Origin of the sequence: Flagellimonas baculiformis, assembly GCF_033441575.1 — a bacterium.
GTDB lineage: Bacteria > Bacteroidota > Bacteroidia > Flavobacteriales > Flavobacteriaceae > Flagellimonas > Flagellimonas baculiformis.
In genome coordinates this window covers 148,612-168,549 of sequence record NZ_JAUZVW010000010.1, presented here as the reverse complement: position 1 = coordinate 168,549, position 19,938 = coordinate 148,612, and the positions used below count along the sequence as shown (strand labels likewise).

The 19,938-nt window shown below is 45.0% G+C and carries 16 protein-coding genes; 12 read left to right on the top strand and 4 right to left on the bottom strand.

Annotated elements, in window-relative coordinates; translation table 11 throughout:
* Window positions 1–435 precede the first annotated feature (435 nt).
* The 5 genes from SD450_RS14630 to SD450_RS14610 are packed head-to-tail and all read left to right on the top strand — an operon-like array spanning window position 436 to window position 7,191.
* Window positions 436–663 (top strand): hypothetical protein, encoded by a 228-nt coding sequence (locus SD450_RS14630; RefSeq protein ID WP_318345203.1) that lies wholly within the window; start codon window positions 436–438, stop codon window positions 661–663.
* On the top strand, window positions 660–1,784 hold the full coding sequence (locus SD450_RS14625; RefSeq protein WP_318345202.1) for an efflux RND transporter periplasmic adaptor subunit: 1,125 nt from the start codon (window positions 660–662) through the stop codon (window positions 1,782–1,784). Before SD450_RS14630 ends, SD450_RS14625 begins: the two co-directional genes overlap by 4 nt.
* Before the next feature lie 17 nt (window positions 1,785–1,801).
* The gene (locus SD450_RS14620) at window positions 1,802–4,945 is read left to right on the top strand and encodes an efflux RND transporter permease subunit (RefSeq protein ID WP_318345201.1); all 3,144 of its coding nucleotides are present in this window, start codon (window positions 1,802–1,804) and stop codon (window positions 4,943–4,945) included.
* A 2-nt stretch (window positions 4,946–4,947) separates the two neighbouring features.
* Window positions 4,948–6,360: a TolC family protein gene (locus SD450_RS14615; RefSeq protein ID WP_318345200.1), complete on the top strand. Its 1,413-nt coding sequence runs from the start codon at window positions 4,948–4,950 to the stop codon at window positions 6,358–6,360.
* A 15-nt stretch (window positions 6,361–6,375) separates the two neighbouring features.
* Window positions 6,376–7,191: a universal stress protein gene (locus tag SD450_RS14610; RefSeq protein ID WP_318345199.1), complete on the top strand. Its 816-nt coding sequence runs from the start codon at window positions 6,376–6,378 to the stop codon at window positions 7,189–7,191.
* A gap of 352 nt (window positions 7,192–7,543) precedes the next feature.
* Here the strand turns inward: SD450_RS14610 and SD450_RS14605 are convergent, their stop codons facing one another.
* Entirely contained in the window at window positions 7,544–7,900 is a 357-nt protein-coding gene (locus SD450_RS14605; protein ID WP_318345198.1) for a winged helix-turn-helix transcriptional regulator, read from the bottom strand.
* 67 nt (window positions 7,901–7,967) lie between these two features.
* On the opposite strand from SD450_RS14605, the gene SD450_RS14600 reads away from it, so the two are divergent.
* The 7 genes from SD450_RS14600 (at window position 7,968) to SD450_RS14570 (ending at window position 14,901) form a co-directional block, all read left to right on the top strand.
* The gene (locus SD450_RS14600; protein ID WP_318345197.1) at window positions 7,968–8,654 is read left to right on the top strand and encodes a hydrolase; all 687 of its coding nucleotides are present in this window, start codon (window positions 7,968–7,970) and stop codon (window positions 8,652–8,654) included.
* 1,014 nt (window positions 8,655–9,668) lie between these two features.
* Complete coding sequence (locus SD450_RS14595; protein WP_318345196.1) at window positions 9,669–10,982, top strand: TolC family protein; 1,314 nt, start codon at window positions 9,669–9,671, stop codon at window positions 10,980–10,982.
* Window positions 10,983–11,030: 48 nt separating this feature from the next.
* Window positions 11,031–12,248, top strand: coding sequence for an efflux RND transporter periplasmic adaptor subunit (locus SD450_RS14590; protein ID WP_318345195.1), 1,218 nt, complete (start codon window positions 11,031–11,033; stop codon window positions 12,246–12,248).
* Window positions 12,249–12,252: 4 nt separating this feature from the next.
* The gene (locus SD450_RS14585; RefSeq protein ID WP_318345194.1) at window positions 12,253–13,002 is read left to right on the top strand and encodes an ABC transporter ATP-binding protein; all 750 of its coding nucleotides are present in this window, start codon (window positions 12,253–12,255) and stop codon (window positions 13,000–13,002) included.
* A 7-nt stretch (window positions 13,003–13,009) separates the two neighbouring features.
* A complete protein-coding gene (locus SD450_RS14580) occupies window positions 13,010–13,255 on the top strand; it encodes an ABC transporter permease (protein WP_318345193.1) in 246 nt (81 codons plus the stop codon).
* Window positions 13,234–14,223 carry an ABC transporter permease gene (locus SD450_RS14575; protein ID WP_318345192.1) on the top strand — a complete coding sequence of 330 codons (990 nt, stop codon included), beginning with the start codon at window positions 13,234–13,236 and terminating at the stop codon, window positions 14,221–14,223. The genes SD450_RS14580 and SD450_RS14575 overlap by 22 nt, the downstream gene beginning before the upstream one ends.
* A gap of 309 nt (window positions 14,224–14,532) precedes the next feature.
* Window positions 14,533–14,901, top strand: coding sequence for a hypothetical protein (locus tag SD450_RS14570; protein WP_318345191.1), 369 nt, complete (start codon window positions 14,533–14,535; stop codon window positions 14,899–14,901).
* An 83-nt stretch (window positions 14,902–14,984) separates the two neighbouring features.
* Here the strand turns inward: SD450_RS14570 and SD450_RS14565 are convergent, their stop codons facing one another.
* The 3 genes from SD450_RS14565 to SD450_RS14555 are packed head-to-tail and all read right to left on the bottom strand — an operon-like array spanning window position 14,985 to window position 19,935.
* Complete coding sequence (locus SD450_RS14565) at window positions 14,985–16,484, bottom strand: class I adenylate-forming enzyme family protein (RefSeq protein ID WP_318345190.1); 1,500 nt, start codon at window positions 16,482–16,484, stop codon at window positions 14,985–14,987.
* A gap of 9 nt (window positions 16,485–16,493) precedes the next feature.
* Window positions 16,494–17,480, bottom strand: a complete 987-nt coding sequence (locus SD450_RS14560; protein WP_318345189.1) for a 3-oxoacyl-ACP synthase III family protein — start codon at window positions 17,478–17,480, stop codon at window positions 16,494–16,496.
* A gap of 19 nt (window positions 17,481–17,499) precedes the next feature.
* Complete coding sequence (locus SD450_RS14555; protein WP_318345188.1) at window positions 17,500–19,935, bottom strand: TonB-dependent receptor; 2,436 nt, start codon at window positions 19,933–19,935, stop codon at window positions 17,500–17,502.
* Between the last annotated feature and the right edge of the window lie 3 nt (window positions 19,936–19,938).

The window sequence follows — 19,938 nt, the reverse complement described above, 5'->3', positions numbered from 1 at the left end:
AATCCCATCGGTTGGCTAAGAGCTTCCCTTGACTTTAAAAAATACAACCAAGGTTTTCCGTTACAATCTTCATAAAATAACATTAACAAACATTTAACTTCGTTTGGTTCGAATTATTCCGAACCCAACTGTATTTTTGTCACATAAATCAAAATAAACATGGATTCGTCTGAAAAAAGAAAACGTGAACTGGTTGAAAGGCTGGGAATTTTGTTTGAGAAAAAGGAGCATATGGCCCCTGTCGCCGCTCGAATTTTCTCCTATATTATTTTATCGGGTAAACAAGGCACCACCTTTGAGGATTTGGTGCATAACCTTTGTGCGAGTAAAAGCACGATATCGACACACCTCAATCATTTACAAGATCTAAAAAAGCTGGGATATTTTACCAAAACCGGTGATAGGAAAAAATATTTCATTGTCAATACCAACACCATGATTCAAAGAATCACCGATATGGTCGAGGACTGGCAAGAAGAAAAGGAAATCCATTTGGAAATCATGGCCTATAAGAAGGATATCAATAAAACATTGAAAGAAAAGGACAAGTTTGAGCTAGACTTCCATTCGGATTATATCGAATTCTTGGATGGGGCTACAAGGTCAATAAACACGTTAAAGGAAACTTTTGAAATCAATAAAACCAATATTCATAAAAGATGAGACGATCATTCATAAATCATTCATTCCTTACCGGAATCGTAGTCATGTTGTTGGCAAGCTGTAAGCAAAGTCAACAAGGTCCCCAGCAACAATCGGTATTGCCCTTTGAGGTGACCACTGTTCCCACTAAAAACCTTACAACTTATACTTCGTACCCAACAACCATAGAGGGGGCGATCAACAGTGAGGTCCGTGCCAAAGTATCTGGATACATCCAAGAAGTATTGGTGGACGAGGGCCAAAAAGTAAGTAAAGGTCAACCTTTGTTTAAACTGGAAACGCAATCCTTGAGTCAGGATGCAGAAGCTGCCAAAGCACGCATTAGGGTGGCACAGGTAGAAGTGGATAAATTAAAGCCTTTGGTGGAAAAGAAAATCATCAGCGAGGTGCAATTGGAAACTGCCCAAGCTAATTTGGCGCAGGCCAAAAGCACATATAACAGTATTGTTGCCAATATAGGTTACGCCACTGTGTCAAGTCCAATAAATGGATATGTAGGTGCCATTGCCTTTAGGGAGGGTTCCTTGGTCAGTGCCACCAATACCGTTCCTCTGACAACGGTCACAAGCATTGACAAGGTCTTTGCATATTTTTCAATGAACGAAAGGGATTATCTGAACTTTCTCCAGCGTGCCGAAGGTGAGACATTACAGGAAAAAATCAAGAATTTCCCAAAAGTGGACCTGCTCATGGCCAATGGTCAGACCTATGAACAACAAGGCACTATCGAAACCGTAACAGGACAAATAAACGCCAATACGGGCACGGTCAGTTTTAGGGCTGTATTCGATAACCCAAATACCTTGTTGACCAATGGGAACAGCGGTACCATAAATATCCCGAAAACCTATGAAGATGCAGTTGTGGTTCCGCAAGCGGCGACCTATGAACAGCAGGGGCAAACCTATGTATATACCGTTGGCGAGGACAATACAGCAAAATCTACCTTGCTTGGAATTGCCGATGAAAACCGGACATTCTATGTTGTCGATTCAGGTTTGAAAGCAGGGGATTTGATTGTAGTGAGCGGAATCGACAAGTTGAGGAACGGTACGCCTATCCAGCCCCAAAAAGTTGCATTTGACAGTATTGCAAAGCCAATAAAACCCCTTTTTCAATAAAATAAGAAAAATAGATCATGTTAAAAACATTTATAGAAAGACCGATACTTTCTACCGTAATTTCCATCATTATCGTCATATTGGGGGTTTTGGGATATACAACATTGCCTGTTGAACAATATCCCGATATTGCACCTCCGACCATTCAGGTCAATGCCACCTATCCAGGGGCGAGTGCCGAAACGGTAATGGAAAGTGTCATTATTCCAATAGAAGAGCAGATCAATGGGGTGGAAGGTATGACCTATATAACTTCCACAGCTTCCAATGACGGTTCTGCCAATATCACGGTATATTTCGATCAAGAAATGGATCCGGACATTGCCTCGGTAAACGTGCAGAACAGAGTGGCACGGGCAAATGCACTATTGCCCCAAGCGGTCGTTCAGACAGGGGTCATTACACAAAAGCAGCAGACTTCCGCCTTGATGTTCTTGGCAGTATACACGGAAAATGAGGAAGAGTATGACGCTACCTATGTTCAAAATTACTTGAGAATCAATGTGATTCCCGCTATTCAACGTATCAATGGTGTGGGTAATGTCCAAGTTTTTGGCACCGGGGATTATGCCATGCGTATTTGGCTCAAGCCTGAAAAGCTCGCCGCTTATGGATTGGTGCCCGCCGATGTGACAGCTGCCCTGAGGGAACAGAGTCTTGAGGCTTCAGCAGGGTCCCTTGGGCAAAACGACGGACAGTCCTTTACCTATAACATCAAGTACGGTGGGCGTTTCAAAACCGAGGAGCAGTATTCCAACATTATTATTAAAGCACTTGATAATGGTGAATACCTGCGTTTAAATGATGTGGCTTCCATTGAATTGGATGCACAAGGCTATGATGTTTACGGTTTTATGGACGGTCGCCCCAGTCTAAACATGGGTATTTTCCAAACGGCGGGCTCCAATGCACAGGAAATTATAGAGAATATAAAGTCGGAGATGGATCGTTTATCACAAGACTTTCCGGAAGGTATAGATTATTTGATAAACTATGACACCAATGAGTTTTTAACGGCATCGATGAACAAGGTAAGAAGTACGTTGATCGAGGCTTTTTTATTGGTGTTCCTAGTGGTGTTTCTTTTCTTGCAGGACTTTAGGTCTACCTTGATACCGGCCATTGCAGTGCCAGTCGCGATTGTGGGTACGTTCTTCTTTTTGAATTTATTCGGTTATTCGGTTAACCTATTGACCTTATTTGCATTGGTGTTGGCCATTGGTATTGTGGTCGATGATGCCATTGTGGTAGTCGAAGCAGTACACGCTAAAATTGATGAAGGTGCCAACGATGCAAAAAAGGCAACATTGGATGCCATGCATGAAATTTCAGGGGCCATTATCTCCATAACCTTGGTCATGGCAGCCGTATTCGTCCCGGTAACGTTTATCCAGGGACCTTCGGGCGTGTTTTACGAGCAATTTGGGATTACCCTGATCGTTGCCATTTTGATTTCGGCCGTAAATGCCCTGACCTTGAGCCCGGCGCTATGTGCACTGTTCTTAAAAGGTCATGATGAAGAGGACCATGAAGGAAAAAAGAAATCCTTTTTACAGCGTTTTTATGATCGTTTTAACAAAGGGTTCAACGCCACGGTAACCCGCTATGGAAACTCCTTGCGATTTTTATACCGGAACAAATGGGCCACGGTCTTATTACTCTTGTTGTCCGGAGTGGGGATTTGGTGGGCCGCCAATAGCACTCCTACCGGTTTTGTACCGGAAGAGGATCGGGGAATCATATTCATGAACGTGGAATTGCCCCCAGGTGCATCGCTGGACCGAACCAGTTTGGTAAATCAGGAAATTTACCAAAAAGCGAAACAAATTCCCGGGGTGACTAACGTAACCACTATCAGTGGTAGAAGCCTTATTAGTGGGGCAGGTAGCAATTATGGTCTCGGTTTCATCAAACTCGGTGATTGGAAGGAGCGAGAAGGCGAGGGAGAATCTTCACAGGCCATTATCGGGCAATTGTTCGGTATAGCGGCGACCATTCCTGAGGCCAATATCATTTTCTTTGCGCCACCGAGTATTCCTGGGTTTGGGCTTTCAGGTGGGTTTGAGGTCAACTTGTTGGATAAATCCGGGGGCAGCTTTGATGAGCTTGATAAGACCACCAAGGAATTTATCGGTAATTTGATGAAACACCCTGAAATACAGTACGGACAAACGTCCTTTAATACCAATTATCCCCAATATGACTTGAAAATCGATGTTCCATTGGCCAAACGATATGGCGTGTCGGTCAGTAGTATTTTTTCCAATCTACAGGGATATATCGGTAGTATATATGCTGCTGATTTCGCAAGGTTCGGTAAGCAATATCGTGTGTATGTACAGGCCAAACCCGAAGATCGGGCCAATGTGGAATCCCTTAATGAAATATATATCAGGACAGGTAGTGGGGAAATGGCCCCGATTACCCAGTTTATTGAACTGAACCGTATCTATGGGCCACAATCGGTAACCCGATTCAATCTCTATACATCCGCTAAGGTCAATGGTGCATCCAATCCCGGTTATAGTACAGGGGACGCCATTGCAGTGGTTAACGAAGAATTGAAGACATTGCCAAGTAATTACGAATTGGCGTATTCAGGGCTTTCCCGTGAAGAGGTCAATGCAGGGAACCAAACGACGATGATATTCCTTCTGGTGATCATATTCGTGTATTTCCTTTTGGCTGCACAGTACGAAAGCTACTTTTTACCATTGGCTGTGATATTTTCGTTGCCCTTGGGTGTTTTCGGAGCGTTCTTTTCAACGAAGATGTTTGGTCTGGAAAACAATATCTACTTCCAAATCGCTTTGATCATGTTGGTGGGGCTCTTGGCCAAGAACGCCATCCTGATCGTGGAATTCGCCTTACAGAGAAGGCGTAGAGGAGAGAATCTGGTAGATGCAGCCATCCATGGGGCACAGACACGTCTACGGCCTATATTGATGACCTCCTTTGCCTTTATCCTGGGATTGATGCCATTGGTATTGGCAAAAGGTGTGGGTGCCGAGGGAAACAATTCCATTGGTACCGGTGCTGCCGGTGGAATGCTTATTGGAACTATATTGGGAATATTTGTCATTCCAAGTCTGTTCGTTCTTTTCCAATGGCTGCATGAAAAGGCATCCAAAAAACCCATTGTTGAAACCAGAGAAGCATAATTATGAAATTTACCACTAAAAGTATAATCAGCAAGTTCATGGTTGTGGCCGTAATGGCCGCAACCTTACAGAGTTGTTTCGTAGCAAAAAACTATGACCGTCCTGAATTAATGGAAATGGATCTGTTATACCGAACGGATAATTTGCCACAGGACAGTATATCCATGGCCGATGTGTCCTGGAGGGACCTGTTCAGCGACACACAGTTGAAATCATACATAGAGCAAGGGCTTGATAACAACATCGATATTAGGATTGCGCTACAAAATGTCGTGGCCGCCGAGGCCTACGTAAAGCAAGGAAAAGCGGGATATTATCCCACACTTTCCGGGACTGCGAGTTTTACAAGAACAAAAAATTCGGAAAACAGTCAGTTCGGTAGCTTTTTTACCAGTGCCCTCGAACAATATGAGCTCTCCGGAGCTCTTTCCTGGGAAGCCGATATTTGGGGTAAGATCCGAAGCAACAAAAGGGCTGCCAGTGCTTCATATCTACAGAGTGTTTCGGCACACCAGGCCATAAAAACAGACTTGGTCGCCGGTATTGCCAGTACCTATTATCAATTGTTGGCCTTGGACAAACAGTTGGAGGTAGCCAGGGAAACCTTGGAATCCCGAAGGAATAGTTTGGAAACCACCATTGCCCTTAGGGAAGCAGGACAACTGACCGAAGTTGCGGTAAAACAGACGGAAGCACAAGTGCATACCACGGAGATCATTGTAATCGATCTGGAGAACAACATAAAATTGTTGGAGAATGCCTTCAGTATCCTGTTGGGGGAAGCTCCACAAAAAATTCAACGCGGTAGTTTGGACAATCAAACCATTGACACGGAACTGAGCACAGGAGTACCTTATCTGCTACTTGCGAACCGTCCAGATGTGGTACAGGCGGAGTATGGCCTGATCAATGCTTTTGAATTGACCAATGTGGCCAAAAGTAGCCTATACCCATCATTAAGCCTGTCGGCTGCAGGAGGTTTTCAAAGTTTGGAATTTGACAATTGGTTGGATGCCAGCTCCCTCTTTTCCAATTTAGCGGCATCCTTGACCCAACCAATTTTTAACGGGAGACGATTGCGAACCCAAATGGAGGTGGCCAAAGCGCGCCAAGAGCAAGCGTTACTTGGTTATAGGCAAGTTTTGCTCATTGCCGGACGGGAAGTCAGTGATGCCCTGTATACCTATGATGCGGAAACCCAAAAATTGGAATCACGCTCAAAAGAGCTTGAGGCCTATGCCACTGCTGAAGATTATTCCGAGGAGTTGTTGGACAATGGTCTGGCCAACTATCTGGAAGTATTGACCGCCCGTCAAAATGCCTTGAACTCCGAACTTAATTATGTGAATTCACAATACGCACAATTAAGCGCGATCGTCGAATTGTACAGAGCTCTCGGTGGAGGCTGGAAATAAATCATGTCTTATATTATGGAAACCATATTAGTAGCAACAAATTTTTCTAAGACATCTGACAACGCTGTAACCTATTCGGCACATTTGGCAAAGTTGTTCAAAGCAAGGCTTGTACTCTTTAATGTTTTTAAGTTACCTGTACATGCGTCGAATACCTGGGTGAGCGTTGAATCCATGGATGCATTGATTGATGCCCAAAAGGATAAGTTAAGGGCGCAGGCATCTAGATTGTCAGAAGAGTTAGATATCGAGGTTGATTATGAGTGCAGGTTGTTGGATTTTGAGCGTGAAATAGATTCCTTGATGAAAGTTCATGAGGCTAGGTTTTTGGTTATGGGCATGTCCGCCAAATCGATGGAACAGAATTTAATGGGGAACCCGACGACCACCTTGATAAGCATGAAAAAATTTCCTGTGCTGGCCGTTCCGGTGGACGCTAAATTTACGGGTATTGACAAGATTCTTTTTGCTTGTGATCTCATGAAGGGAATTCCACTAAGAACCTTGGTTCGGTTGAAGCAAATTGCAATTGGTCTAAAATCCGAGGTCACCGTGTTTTATGTTGAAAAGAAACTGGACGAGCTAAAAGCAAATAACGATGTTTATGCGCATATTGACAAGGGGTTGGGAAATGTTGTCCACCTGTATAAAAAGGTAAATTCAGATGATGTCATAAGGGAAATTGAAAAGGAAATCATTAAATCAAACTCAAACCTACTTGTGATGATCCCAAAAACATATGGTTTCTGGGAATCTTTGATTCATAGAAGCAAGACAAGGGAAATGGCTTCCGGGCTCAACATTCCAATGCTATCCATTCCAGTAGATTAAATATAATGTACAGGATATAATACCTTTTCATGGTTGATGGATTTTGGATGGATATGAAGGAGCAAAAATGTAACATCAAATTAGACTCCTATTTATGAATACTCCCCGTGGGCTGGTCCCATGGGGATTTGTCTTTAATTTTAAGAGTTTAACCCTTGCCAAATTTAATTTAAGCTTTTGGGCGGTAAGGTTAGGGTTGCGAACTGGTAACATTTTCTCAATGCTCTATGTCGCACATCACACCAATTCGGAGAAGGCGGCATACCGTAAACCTCGGCTTGGCGTAGCAATCTTATGCGTCCAGATGGTCTCGATTTAAATTTAAATTATATCCTGTGTGGATAAAAGGCAGTTAATCCTTGGTTTCATTTTTGATTTCATCAATTATTTTTTTTCGGTGTTTCTTGCCCCATTCTTGAATGGACAATAATACAGGTTTTAATTCATTGCCATATTTCGTCAAAGAATATTCAACCGTGACGGGAACAGTTGCAAATGCATTTCTTTTGACCAACCCATTCATTTCAAGTTCTTTCAAGGCATTGGCCAAAGAACGTGGTGAAATACCGTTCAAATCGGTCTGTAATTCGTTATAACGCTTTTTACTTTGGCAAAGGCTGTAGATGATCGGGAATTTCCATTTTCCACCAATAATCTCAAAAGCATCCAAAACAGCCTGGATTTCTATAAACTCATCCTTGTTTTTCATAGCTATACTTTTTTATAGTAAGTATATTATTTTACTTTGTTTAAAAAAGTATTGTAAATATATAAATTTGCTTAAAAGAATAAACATAAATATTTTAAAAATGGTAAACATTCAAGAACACATCAACAAAAATGTAGCGGATAACTTGACAACAGCAAATGCCGCATTATTGATTATTGACCACCAAACAGGTCTGGCACAGGCAGTTAGGGATATGAGTCCTGAAACGTACAAAAACAATGCATTGGCAATTTCAAAATTGGGCAAGCTGTTCAATTTACCTACTATACTTACCACAAGTGCGGAAGATGGGGCGAATGGGCCATTGCTTCCGGAAATTAAAGCGATGTATCCAGATGCTCCTTATATAGCGCGTCCTGGGGAAATCAATGCATGGGACAATGAGGATTTTAGAAAGGCTGTAGCAGCCACGGGGAGAAAGAAATTGATTAATACAGGTATTTCAACCGATGTGTGCGTTCTGTTCCCATCTTTGTCGGCAATTGCTGAAGGTTACGATGTTTATGCGGTAATCGATGCTTCTGGAACTTGGAGTGAAATTGCCCAGCGTACAACCATAGGCCGTCTAACACAAGCTGGGGTGAAGGTTACCAGTTGGATGTCCGTTTCAGCCGAGTTACAAAACGATTGGAGAAACAATACCGGTCAACAATTGGGGCAGCTTTATGCGGAACATTTGCCCGCCTATGGTCATTTGTTTTCAAGTTTATTTGCGGCCCAAGGCAATAAATAATCAAAATTCATAGCCTGTTACGCATTGGAGTAGGGCACCGGATTTAGTACATTTTAATAAAAAGATGGGCTGTGACACCTATTCAAAAGGAGATGTAGGACACTTTTTCAGTAGAGGTGGATCAGCCCTTCATTGAAGGTTTGGGAGAGGATAATCCCTATCTGTAAAGACCCAAGGCGATTTTATCAATTCGATTATTTGGAAAAGTACTTTTACGGGCTGGAACTTAAATGAAATGGCACTTGAACCCCAATGATAAGATTTTGTGCCATGGACGATTCATCAAGAGGGCTAAGGAAACAAAAACACCAATGTACAATAAACAATTGTTCAGGTTTTTCAAGGGCAACCTCCCGAGACTTAAGATAGTTTGGGAAGTTCCTATCATAATCTATTTTGGATAAAGCTACAGTATCCTCGACATCATTTGTACAGTATCGGCCCCACGATCAAAGGTTTATTGTCACTAACTAATTTCTTTTCAGATATAGGGCTATTGGCCGCATGTTATCCGATTGGCCATAAGTGCGCCGGTATTACAGGTCACAATATCTTTTACAGAAATTTTGATTGCCATTTTTCGGAAATACCCGGATAGGCTTCCCTGTCCAATAGTCCGGCCCTGGGATAAGATGGATGTATCCATTCGCTAGGTTGTCGGCCGGTTGGACAGAGTCAAGCCCCACTCTTTTGACACAGGTCCATTCATACAATACCCCGATCATGGGCTAAATGCCATCTACGATCCATGGCTTTCCTCAAAAGTGGTTGTGTAAGGAAGGTTATGTCCCACAGATCCACCATTCCATTAAGTATCCAGTCCATTTGGTGTCCGTGAATCGATTTTAATCGATATCCAAGGGACAACAGATGCCCAATTGGGTAAATCTGCACAGGAATGCTCCTTCACAGCTATAGAAAAAAATGGAATTAAGATTATCTCTGTGGGATGATTGTTGTCATAGGAACAACTATGGGAAAGGATTATTTTGGTCACATCAAACAAAGAAAGACATGAAAGTGCATCAGTTATCCTTTGTGTTTATGGTATTCGTTTGGGGCCAAGGAACCCTTGCACAGGACAGTATTCCCCTTAGTCTTGGCAATGCCCTTGAACTGGCCCAAGAGAAAAACATCGACGTCAATATTGCCTTGGGGCAGGTCAATGCATCAGGGTTCGCCCTAAGGGAGGCCAAGGGCAATTTTTTACCAAAACTATCATTGAATGCAAGTTACAACCGCAATATCGATAGACAGGTCATTTTTCTGCCGGAACCTTTTGGTACCGGCGGTCCGACAAAGCTTGGATTTGACAATGATTACAGCAGTTCACTCAATTTGTCGCTTCCTGTATACTCAAACTTCAACTTTGCAAATAAACGCCTATCCCGCACCAGATATGATCTTCAAAAAGAGATTGCACGTGGTATCCGGCATTCGGTGGAGAACAACACCAAAAAGGCCTATTTCAACTATGCCATTGCCCAAGAAATCGTCAGGGTACAACAAGAACGGTTAAACAATGCTGAGGAGACGGTGGGCGACATCCGAAAAAGGGTCGAACAGGGTACCCTCACGGACTACGACCTTACCTCGGCCAAAGTACAGGTGGCCACGGCCAAGAACAACCTTTTGGAAGCCCAAAGCAATATCATCCCCTTGGCCAACACGTTGAAACTGTTATTGGGCCTTGACGAAGAGGTTATCCTGAAACTGACCGAGCCGATAGCGCTCACCGAGCCGGAAATCCCCCTAAGGGAAGCCCATGGACAAACCTTGGAAAACAACAGCCAATTGAAACAATTGGAGCTTGATATCGAACTGAAGAAGGACCAGATTGATGTGACGAAATCGGCCTATTTTCCCACCCTTACCGCCATAGGAAACTATAACTATGTGGCACAGGCCGATGATTTCAAGGTGGCCGATTACGATTGGGTGCAGACCAGTTTGGTAGGGCTGCAATTACGGTTCGACATCTTCAACGGAACAGTCACAAAGAACAAGGTGGCCCAGGCCAAGATCAACAAGGAAATCGCAGAGGAACAAAAAGATTTCACTACGAAGGAATACCGGATGCGCCATGGTGAACTGTTGTCGCAATTACGGCTTTCTCGGGAAAAAGTGGCCGTACAGCAGGAGAACATGGCCCTGACGGAAGAAGCCCTTGCCCTGAGCAAAAAGCGCTATGAGCTGGGCGTGGGGACTTTATTGGAAGTCAACGATGCCGAACTCTCCCATACCGCTGCCCGACTGAACTGGTTACAGGCGATATCGAACTATAAGTCCGCATACTATGATTATCAATTGCTGATCGGTGGGAAATAAAAAAGAACAAAACATAAAGATTGGGAACAAAAGCTTAAAAACAATACGATGAAAAAATTAAAATGGATAATCCCAGTGATCGTTGTGCTTGTCATCGCTGCTTACTTCGTCATAAAGCCCAGGCTCGATGCGAAGAACCTGGAATTCACCTATACAACCATTGAAATGGGGGATCTGGAGGCCATTGTTTCCAGTACGGGCACCTTGGAGGCCATCAATACGGTCGAAGTGGGCACACAGATCTCGGGCACCATCCAAAAGATCTATGTCGATTATAACGATAAGGTGACGAAGGGCCAGCTTTTGGCCGAAATGGACCTACGGTTGTTGAACACCAACCTGGAAAGTGCCCGGGCAAGTTTGGCCGTGAGCGAGGTACAGTTGAACCAGGCGAAGGTCGAATATGAAAGGGACCGATCACTATACGAACAAAAGGTCATTCCCGAGCAGAAATTCACGACTTCCAAATTCACCTATGAACAGGCTTTGAGCGCCAAGAAAGCTGCACAGGCCCAGGTCAACAGTATCAGGGTCAATATGGGCTATGGCCGTATCACATCGCCCATCAATGGCACCATTACGGAGCGCAGCGTTGAAGAGGGCCAGACGGTGGCTGCATCCTTTGCCACCCCACGGATGTTCATCATTGCGGAGGATCTTTCTAAAATGCAGATCTTGGCCGATGTCGATGAAAGTGACATCGGGCTTGTCACCGACAGCATGCAGGTGCGTTTTACGGTACAGACCTATCCCGAAAGGAATTTCTTCGGAAGGGTCAGCCAGATACGGTTGCAGCCCATCGAGATCAACAATGTGGTCAATTATCAGGTCGTCGTTGATGTGGACAATCGGGAAGGATCGTTGTTGCCCGGCATGACGGCCAATCTGGAGTTCATTGCCGATACGGTAAAAGATGCCCTGTTGATCAACAATTCGGCCCTGCGGTTCCGCCCCACGGAAGGGATGCTGGAAGAAATCAAACCAGGGCTGATCGAAAAGGCCAGGGCCATGTTGCCCGACTCGTTGCAAAAGGATTTCAACAGGGCCATCAACAACCCCGAGACCTTTACACCTGCCAATTTCAAAAAACGGCTGCCCGCGAACATTGATGGGTTTTTCTATGAAGATCACACGGGAAAGCTGGATTTCAAGTTTGTGGAACTGGGCATACGGACGGGACTACAATCCGAGATAAAACGTTTTTTGGACGGCGCTTTCATGGAAGCGGGAAGCATGGCCATCAACAGTATCAAGACCAAAGAATAAGCATATGTCGACCAAGAAGAAAGTCATAGAGACCAAGAAGATCGGCCGTATCTTCAAAAATGGTGAGATCGAGGTACACGCACTGACAGGCGTGGACCTTGTCATCGAGGAAGGTGAGTTCGTGGCCATCATGGGCTCCTCTGGTTCGGGAAAGTCCACCTTGCTCAATATCCTGGGCTGTTTGGACAAACCCACATCCGGTGAATATTATCTGGACGGTGTCCATGTCAACTCTTTGGATAAAAACCAATTGGCGGATATTCGAAACCAAAAGATTGGGTTTATCTTTCAGAGCTATAACCTGTTGTCCCGCACCTCTGCCCTTGAAAATGTGGAGCTGCCCTTGGTCTATGACCGCACGGGGCGGTTTTCAAACCCTAGGGAAATGGCAAAAAAAGCGCTGGAACAGGTGGGGTTGGGCCATCGTATAGATCACAAGACCAATGAACTTTCCGGGGGGCAGCAACAGCGGGTCGCCATTGCCAGGGCATTGGTCAACGACCCCGCCCTGATCTTGGCGGACGAGGCCACAGGAAACCTGGACAGTAAGACCAGTATCGACATTGCCGACCTGTTCGTAAGATTGAATAATGCCGGCAAGACCATCCTGATGATTACCCATGAGCCGGAAATCGCCCAGTTCGCCAAACGGATCGTGACCTTTAGGGACGGACGGGTATTGACCGACGAGATCATAGAAAACCGGAGCACCAAGGAAAGCGCCCTACGCGATCTGGAGGCAACGGCCCAATAAAACGAAGATGAGACAATTGTTGAAAACATTCAAGGTGGCCTTTCAGGCCATCAACAAGAACCGCACCCGCAGTCTGCTTACCATGTTGGGCATCATCATCGGTGTCGGGGCAGTGATCATGACCATCTCCGCCGGGGAGGGGGCCACCCAACAGGTACAGGACCAGATTTCCGGGCTGGGCACCAATCTTTTGATCATACAGGTCAAGGAAGAACGCAGGGGGGGATTTCCGTGCGGAAGGGAAAGGAACTGACCAAAAAAGATTATGAAATCCTCAGGGACAACTCCGTTTGGCTGGAAAAAGTATCGCCCATGATTGTTTCCGGTGGCAATGCCATCACTTCCCAGGGCAACAAAACGACTATTATATATGGTGTGTCCGAGGATTATTTCAGTATCATGTCGCGAGATGTGGATCTGGGGGAGGCCTTTTCGGAACTCGATGTGCAACTTGCCAAACAGGTCTGCCTTGTGGGCAAGACCATCAAGGATGAACTGTTCGGGGGTGAAAGCCCAGTGGGCAGAACACTGCGGATCGACAAAGTGCCCTTCACCGTGGTCGGCCTGTTGGAGGAACAGGGTCAGGTCGGCATGGGCGGTGACCAGGACGATCTGGTGGTCGCCCCCTACACCACGGTACAGAATCGCTTGGCAGGAAGTACCAATTTCAATGTCTTTATGGCCTCCGCCGTCACCGAGGACAAAATCGACGATGCAGAGGTGGAGGTGACCGATCTGTTGCGTGAATCGCATAAGATGCTGTCCAACCAGGAAGACGATTTTGAGATTACCACGCAAGTGGAACTAAACGAGATCACAGGTGAGATCACGGGCATCCTGACCATTCTGTTAGGTGCGGTGGCCAGTATATCGCTGCTTGTGGGCGGTATCGGTATAATGAACATCATGCTGGTCTCCGTGACCGAGCGTACCCGTGAGATCGGAACCCGTCTGGCCCTCGGTGCCCGGGAGAGCGATATCCTGACCCAATTTCTTATCGAGGCCATCACACTGAGCGCCGCAGGCGGTATCCTGGGTATTGCGTTCGGTATCATTGGTAACCAGATCATCTACAAGGCCACAGATTTTTACATACCCACAGCAGGGTACGCCATCGCCATTGGTTTTGGCTTTGCCGCATTGATCGGTGTGGCCTTTGGGTATTTTCCGGCCAGAAAAGCGGCACGGCTCAATCCCATAGATGCCCTACGGTATGAATAGCGCAAATGAAAATTATGTTTTCCACATGATAGAGGTCATGGATTTTGGGATCTTTTCATTATAAGTTGGGTGACAAAAATAAAATCACTTTTAAAGAAAAACAGCATGGAACATCCGATGGACAAAACAATGAAGACATTTACGGACAAGTGGTGGATTTTGTTGCTTTTTTGGGAATCCTCTTGACCATAACAGGTATCTGGATTTTTAGAACACCGCTGCAAAGCTATGTCTCGTTCAGTACGATCATTTTCATAACGGGCTTGTAGAAGTCTCGTTTTCTGTTATAAACCGAAACAATATAGACGGATGGGGCTGGCATCTTATGGGAGGCGTGGTGGATATTATCATCGGAATCCTCCCCTTGATGCACCCGTTGCCCACAATGATGGTAATGCCTTAATACATGGCCTTTTGGCTGCTGTTCAGGGGTATGACTTCCATTGGTATATGGATACAATTGAAAAACCACCGAATAAATTCATGGTGATTGTTGTTCATCTCTGGTATTGCAACGATCTCGTTTTCCTTTTTGATACTTGCCGACCCCAATTCGGTGGAAAGACAATAGATGTCTTTACAAGCTTTGCATTCATTTCGTTCGGGGTATACCACATTGCCATTGCGATTTTCCTTAAGTACTTTGGAAAAAGAGTTAAAAAAGAGAATGCTGATTAGGCATACTTTGTTTTTTGCCTTGCAATCAAGATACCCCTTCATGTGAAGATTAAATGAAGATTATTTGACTTAGAGGAACTTTTTTATACTTCGCCGATATTCCTCTGAATCATAAAGGATTTTTTCAATGTCTTGCGGTCAATTTTACCGGTGTCCCCTTTGGGGACGGCATCTATAAAATGTATTTCCGATGGTACCTTGAACTTGGCCAGTTTTTCCAAACAGTATTCCTTGATTTCATCCGAAGAAATCTCTTGGGCCTTCACGATCAGTGCTGCGCCACATTCGCCCCATTTTTCATGGGGAATGCCAAATACAACGGCTTCCTTGATGGCTTCGTGTTGTAACAACACTCGCTCCACTTCAACCGGGTAGACATTTTCGCCACCGCTGATGTACATGTGTTTCTTCCGGTCCACGATGTACAAAAAACCTTCCTCATCGATTTTGGCCACGTCTCCCGTCTTGAACCAACCTTCTTCCTGACTGTTTTTGGTGGCCTCCGGATTTTGCCAATACCCAGGGGTTACCATGGGGCCGGATATCCACAATTCACCTGGTTCATTGACGGAGACCTCTTTTCCTGAATCGTCCACCACCCTGACTTTCACATAAAAATTGGGTTTTCCGATGGAACCTTGTTTTCGTTCGGCTTCCCTTTGATGGAGGGAGGTGAGGTTGGGACCAACCTCCGTAAGGCCATATCCCTGACGTATGGGGACTTGTTTTTCGTGAAATTTTCTGATCAGCGGAACAGGCATACTTTCGCCTCCCACAATAATGTAGTTCAGAAAGCTGATGTCGGTATCATCAAATTCAGGGAGTTCCGCCATCATTTTCAACATGGTGGGCACTCCCATGAAAAGGTCCAGTTTTTCAGTTACAATGGCCTCCAAAACCTTAGCGGCATCAAACTTTTTGAACATGATAATGGTACCTCCATGGTGAAGTACCGGTGTCAACAACACATTCCAACCCCCTGTATGAAAAAGGGGCATGCAGTTCAAGGTCTTGGTGTTGCTGCTAATGATTAAACTGAGAGCCGTGTTGATGCTGTTCCAGAAAAGCATTTTATGGGTATATAGGGTTCCCTTCGGAAATCCGGTGGTGCCGCTGGTATACAGAATAAAAATCGGGTCGTTCTCATCTATGGCTGTTTGGAAGGTTGGTCCTTGATCTTCCACAAAATGGATGAAAGGTCCAAGAGGCTCATAGGTGGCCTTGTATTTTAACCCATGTACATTATACGAAGATTCACCGTACAACACCAAGGAACACTCAGAGTCGTTGAGCATGAATTCCACTTCTTCCAAGGCAAGCCGATAGTTGATGGGAACCAAGATGAAACCCATCTTCTGGGCAGCGGCAAATAAAAGTACCTGGGTAAGGTCATTTTCGGAGATAAGGGCAATGCGGTCCCCTTTCTTGATCTGATATTTATCCTGAAGATAGAAGGCGATGCTATTGGCGGCCCTGTTGATCTGGCCATAGGTAAGTTCCAAGCCAGATTCAGCATCTTTCAGTGCAATCTTGTCCGGCGTGTAGGCCGACCATTTCCCAAACCAATCAAACGTATTGATCATAGTTTAAAGTTACAGTATAAATGCATTTGCAGCAAAGGCCAATCCACCTCCGGAGCCAATAAAGAAAAGGGTGTCGCCCTCCTTTATGTTTCCTTTTTCCCAAGCCTTATGGAAGGCCATGGGAATACAGGCCGACCCGGTATAGCCGTAATGGTGCATCACAGTATAGGCTTTGTCTTCGGGTACCCCCAATATATTTAGGGTAGCCCTTATGGCGTTGATGTTGATCTGGGTAATCAGAAATTGGTCCACTTCAGAAATAGCTATTTTCATCTGACCGGCCAAATGGTTGGCCAACATGCTCCACATCTCTGGATTCAGTTCAGGTGGAAACTTTTTGACAAACTTTAATTTATGGTCTTTGTGGTCGATGACCTCATGGTTGGAAGGCATTTTGGTACCTCCGGCATAAATACCCATCCAGTCGGCATATTCCCCTTTGGAAATCAGCTTACCTGTTTGGTGTCCTTTGTGCTTTTCATCCGTTGAGGTAAGGATGACGGCCCCCGCGCCATCGGCAAAAAGGGTGACGGTTTTTTTATCGGTCTTGTCCAAATATTTGCTCATGCCGTAAGCGCCAATGACCATGATGTTGTTTAACCCACCACTTTTAATAAAATGCGATGCCGTTTCGGTAGCGGTCACAAAACCGGCGCAGGCCGCATTCAAATCGAACGTTCCGGCATTGATAGCCCCGATTCGGTTTTGCACTACGGCGGCTGTAGAGGGTGAAATGTATTCAGGCGTGTCAGTGGCAATGATGAGCAAATCCAACTCGGAAGCTTTCATCCCAGCATTTTGCAATGCTGATTTGGCCGCTTTTTCACACAGGTCGGCAGTGGATTCTCCCTCTTTGCACCAACGTCTTTCAAAGATTTCCACATTTTCCCTTAGCCAAGTATCCACATCCTCGCCCAGTAATTCATCAAAATAGGCATTGGTGTATATATCCTCGGGAACGTACATTCCCGAGGAGATGATTTTTGCATTCTTCATGTATGCGTTTTGTAGGTTCTTAATCCAAATTCAGTTTTGCTTCCAGTACGTAAAGTCCACCAGTAGGAGGTGCTGCGGTGAACTCCCTCATTTCGGTATTGAACAGATTGGTGGCCGCAAAGGATAGCGTAAAGTTTTTATTGAAATGATATCCAAAGTTGAGATCAAATGTCACGAAGCCCCCCAATGGACCGTAGTTAAAGGAATCCGTGCTTTTGGCATTTTCCACGATAGGTGTTCCCCTATAGGTATATCCAGGCAGAGTTTCCGAAGCAATCTGATAACTGGAGAAATAGTTGTACTCCTCGACCCATCTACTGAATGCGGATGCAAAGAACTTATCTCCGCTGTAATTGACCCCGACCCCTATTTTGTTGGTGGGTGCATTGATCAAAAAGTCCAAAAAGTTGACTTCACCGTCATTGTTGAAATCATTGTCCATATTATCTTCGTCGAACGAATAGTCAAAGTAGGAGTAGTTGGCTGTTGCGCTCCATTTGGATGATATGCTATAGGTCAAGGATAAGTCGGCTCCGTAGGTATTGACCTTTCCAAAGTTGATGTAGGTGGCAATCAACCCATTGTATATGGCATAGCCGGATTGGACCTCTTCAATGGGAGTGTCACCCCTATGGGTGGCAACGCCAATTACGGTTACCGGACTCAAGAAATCCTTATTGATGTTGTAATAGGCATTAAAATCTCCATACAATTTTGGAGACAATGACCCACGGTACCCTATTTCATAAGTATCGACCTTTTCAACTCCTTGCGCAGGGATTACGGTACCATCGTTCAAGGTAAAACCATCGGAGTTGCCCAATATTAAACCAGAAAACAGATCTCCGTACATATTCAGAATAGTCGGTGCCGCGATACCTTGACCGTAAGTGAAACGCAAAGTTCCCTTGTCAAACTCTTTCAATATCCCAAATTTTGGTATTACATTGGTGCCATAAATTTCATGGTTGTCCACCCTGGTAGCGGCAATACCCCTGAACCCATTTCCAAAGTCATAGTCCAAATGCAGATACCCCCCAATTTGGGATACGTTGATATCACCTCCTTCATCCAAAAGGTAGGATCCCTTACTATTGGCCTTGTCCAACTGCCACTGCAATCCAGTGACGAATTCCAATTTATCATCAAAAAGGGTGTTGGAATATTGTGCTTCGGCATTCCACCGTTTGGAGTCGTCGATAAACCTTGCCCCACTGGCATATGAAAATTCGCCAGAGGCCTCTTCTTCTGAAAGTCCGGCATCGATTCCCCTATAATATTGTTTTGTCCTGTCGTCAATGGAGTACGTATCATCCGTTTTACTGGTGGTGTAATAAGCTTGCGCAAAAAAGTTACGTGTTTTGAACCGCAATTGCCAAAAGCTGATTCTCCAATCAATGATCTGGTTTCTACCCACATTGGTAGGGGATAGGTACGTGCTGTTACTGTGTCCATAAGTGGCGATAAGGTCGGTTCCTTCGGTGGGCGAATAGTAGGCACTGGCCTCCGTTTTGAAAAATTTGACATCATTGTCAAGGTCATATTCTGGGTATCCTTCGGTGACCCCATCCAGGTTTCTGTCGATATATACGGAGTCTGCATAAATGAATTCGGTGGCTTTGGTGTACTCCCCTGTAGCTTTAAAGGCCCACTTGTCACTCAATTTTTTGGCTACCCGAAGTCTACCGGAATAATATCCATTGCCATCACTATTGACTCCTAGGTTGGTAGCCACGGTGATGCCTTCATGCCTCCTAGGATCTTTGGTGATAGTGTTTAAAAGGCCATTATGGGCATTGGGTCCGTAAAGAGTGGCGTTGGGTCCTAGGACCACTTCAATTTGTTCGATGTCCTCTTTTACCGTGGTGGTCAAAGGCCCCATGGGCAAACCGGTAGCAATCAAACTGGAGATACGGCCATCGGCTACCTGAAGATTCTTGGAGTTGAAGTTGGAATTGAATCCACGAATGTTGAATGCCGGGGTGGCAATACCAGCCCGGAAATAGTCGATACCTTTTTTGCGGGCCAACAATTCTGCCGGGTTACCTGCATATTCTTCAATCTGCCGTGGTGATATGGTAATGACGGTGGCAGGGGAATTGGTGATTTTTTCCGCTTTTTTGGAACCTGAAACGATTACCACTTCATCCAGGCTTAAACTGGCCTGAAGTGTAACATTGATGGTCATTCCTTCGGCCCCTAAGGTAATGGGCCTGGCCACCGGAGAAAATCCGATATAGGAAAATTGGACAATGTGCTTTCCTTCTTTCAACATCAGTTCATAGGAACCATCGGCTTTGGTTGTGGTTCCCACACTGATTTCCGCGACATAGACACTGGCGCCCTCCAAAGGATTTCCATCCTCATCGGTAACGGTTCCTGTCACGGCAACATCTTGTGCAAGAATGCTTGCCATGCCCAGAAAAAATGCAAATAGGGTCTGTAGTTTTTTCATTAT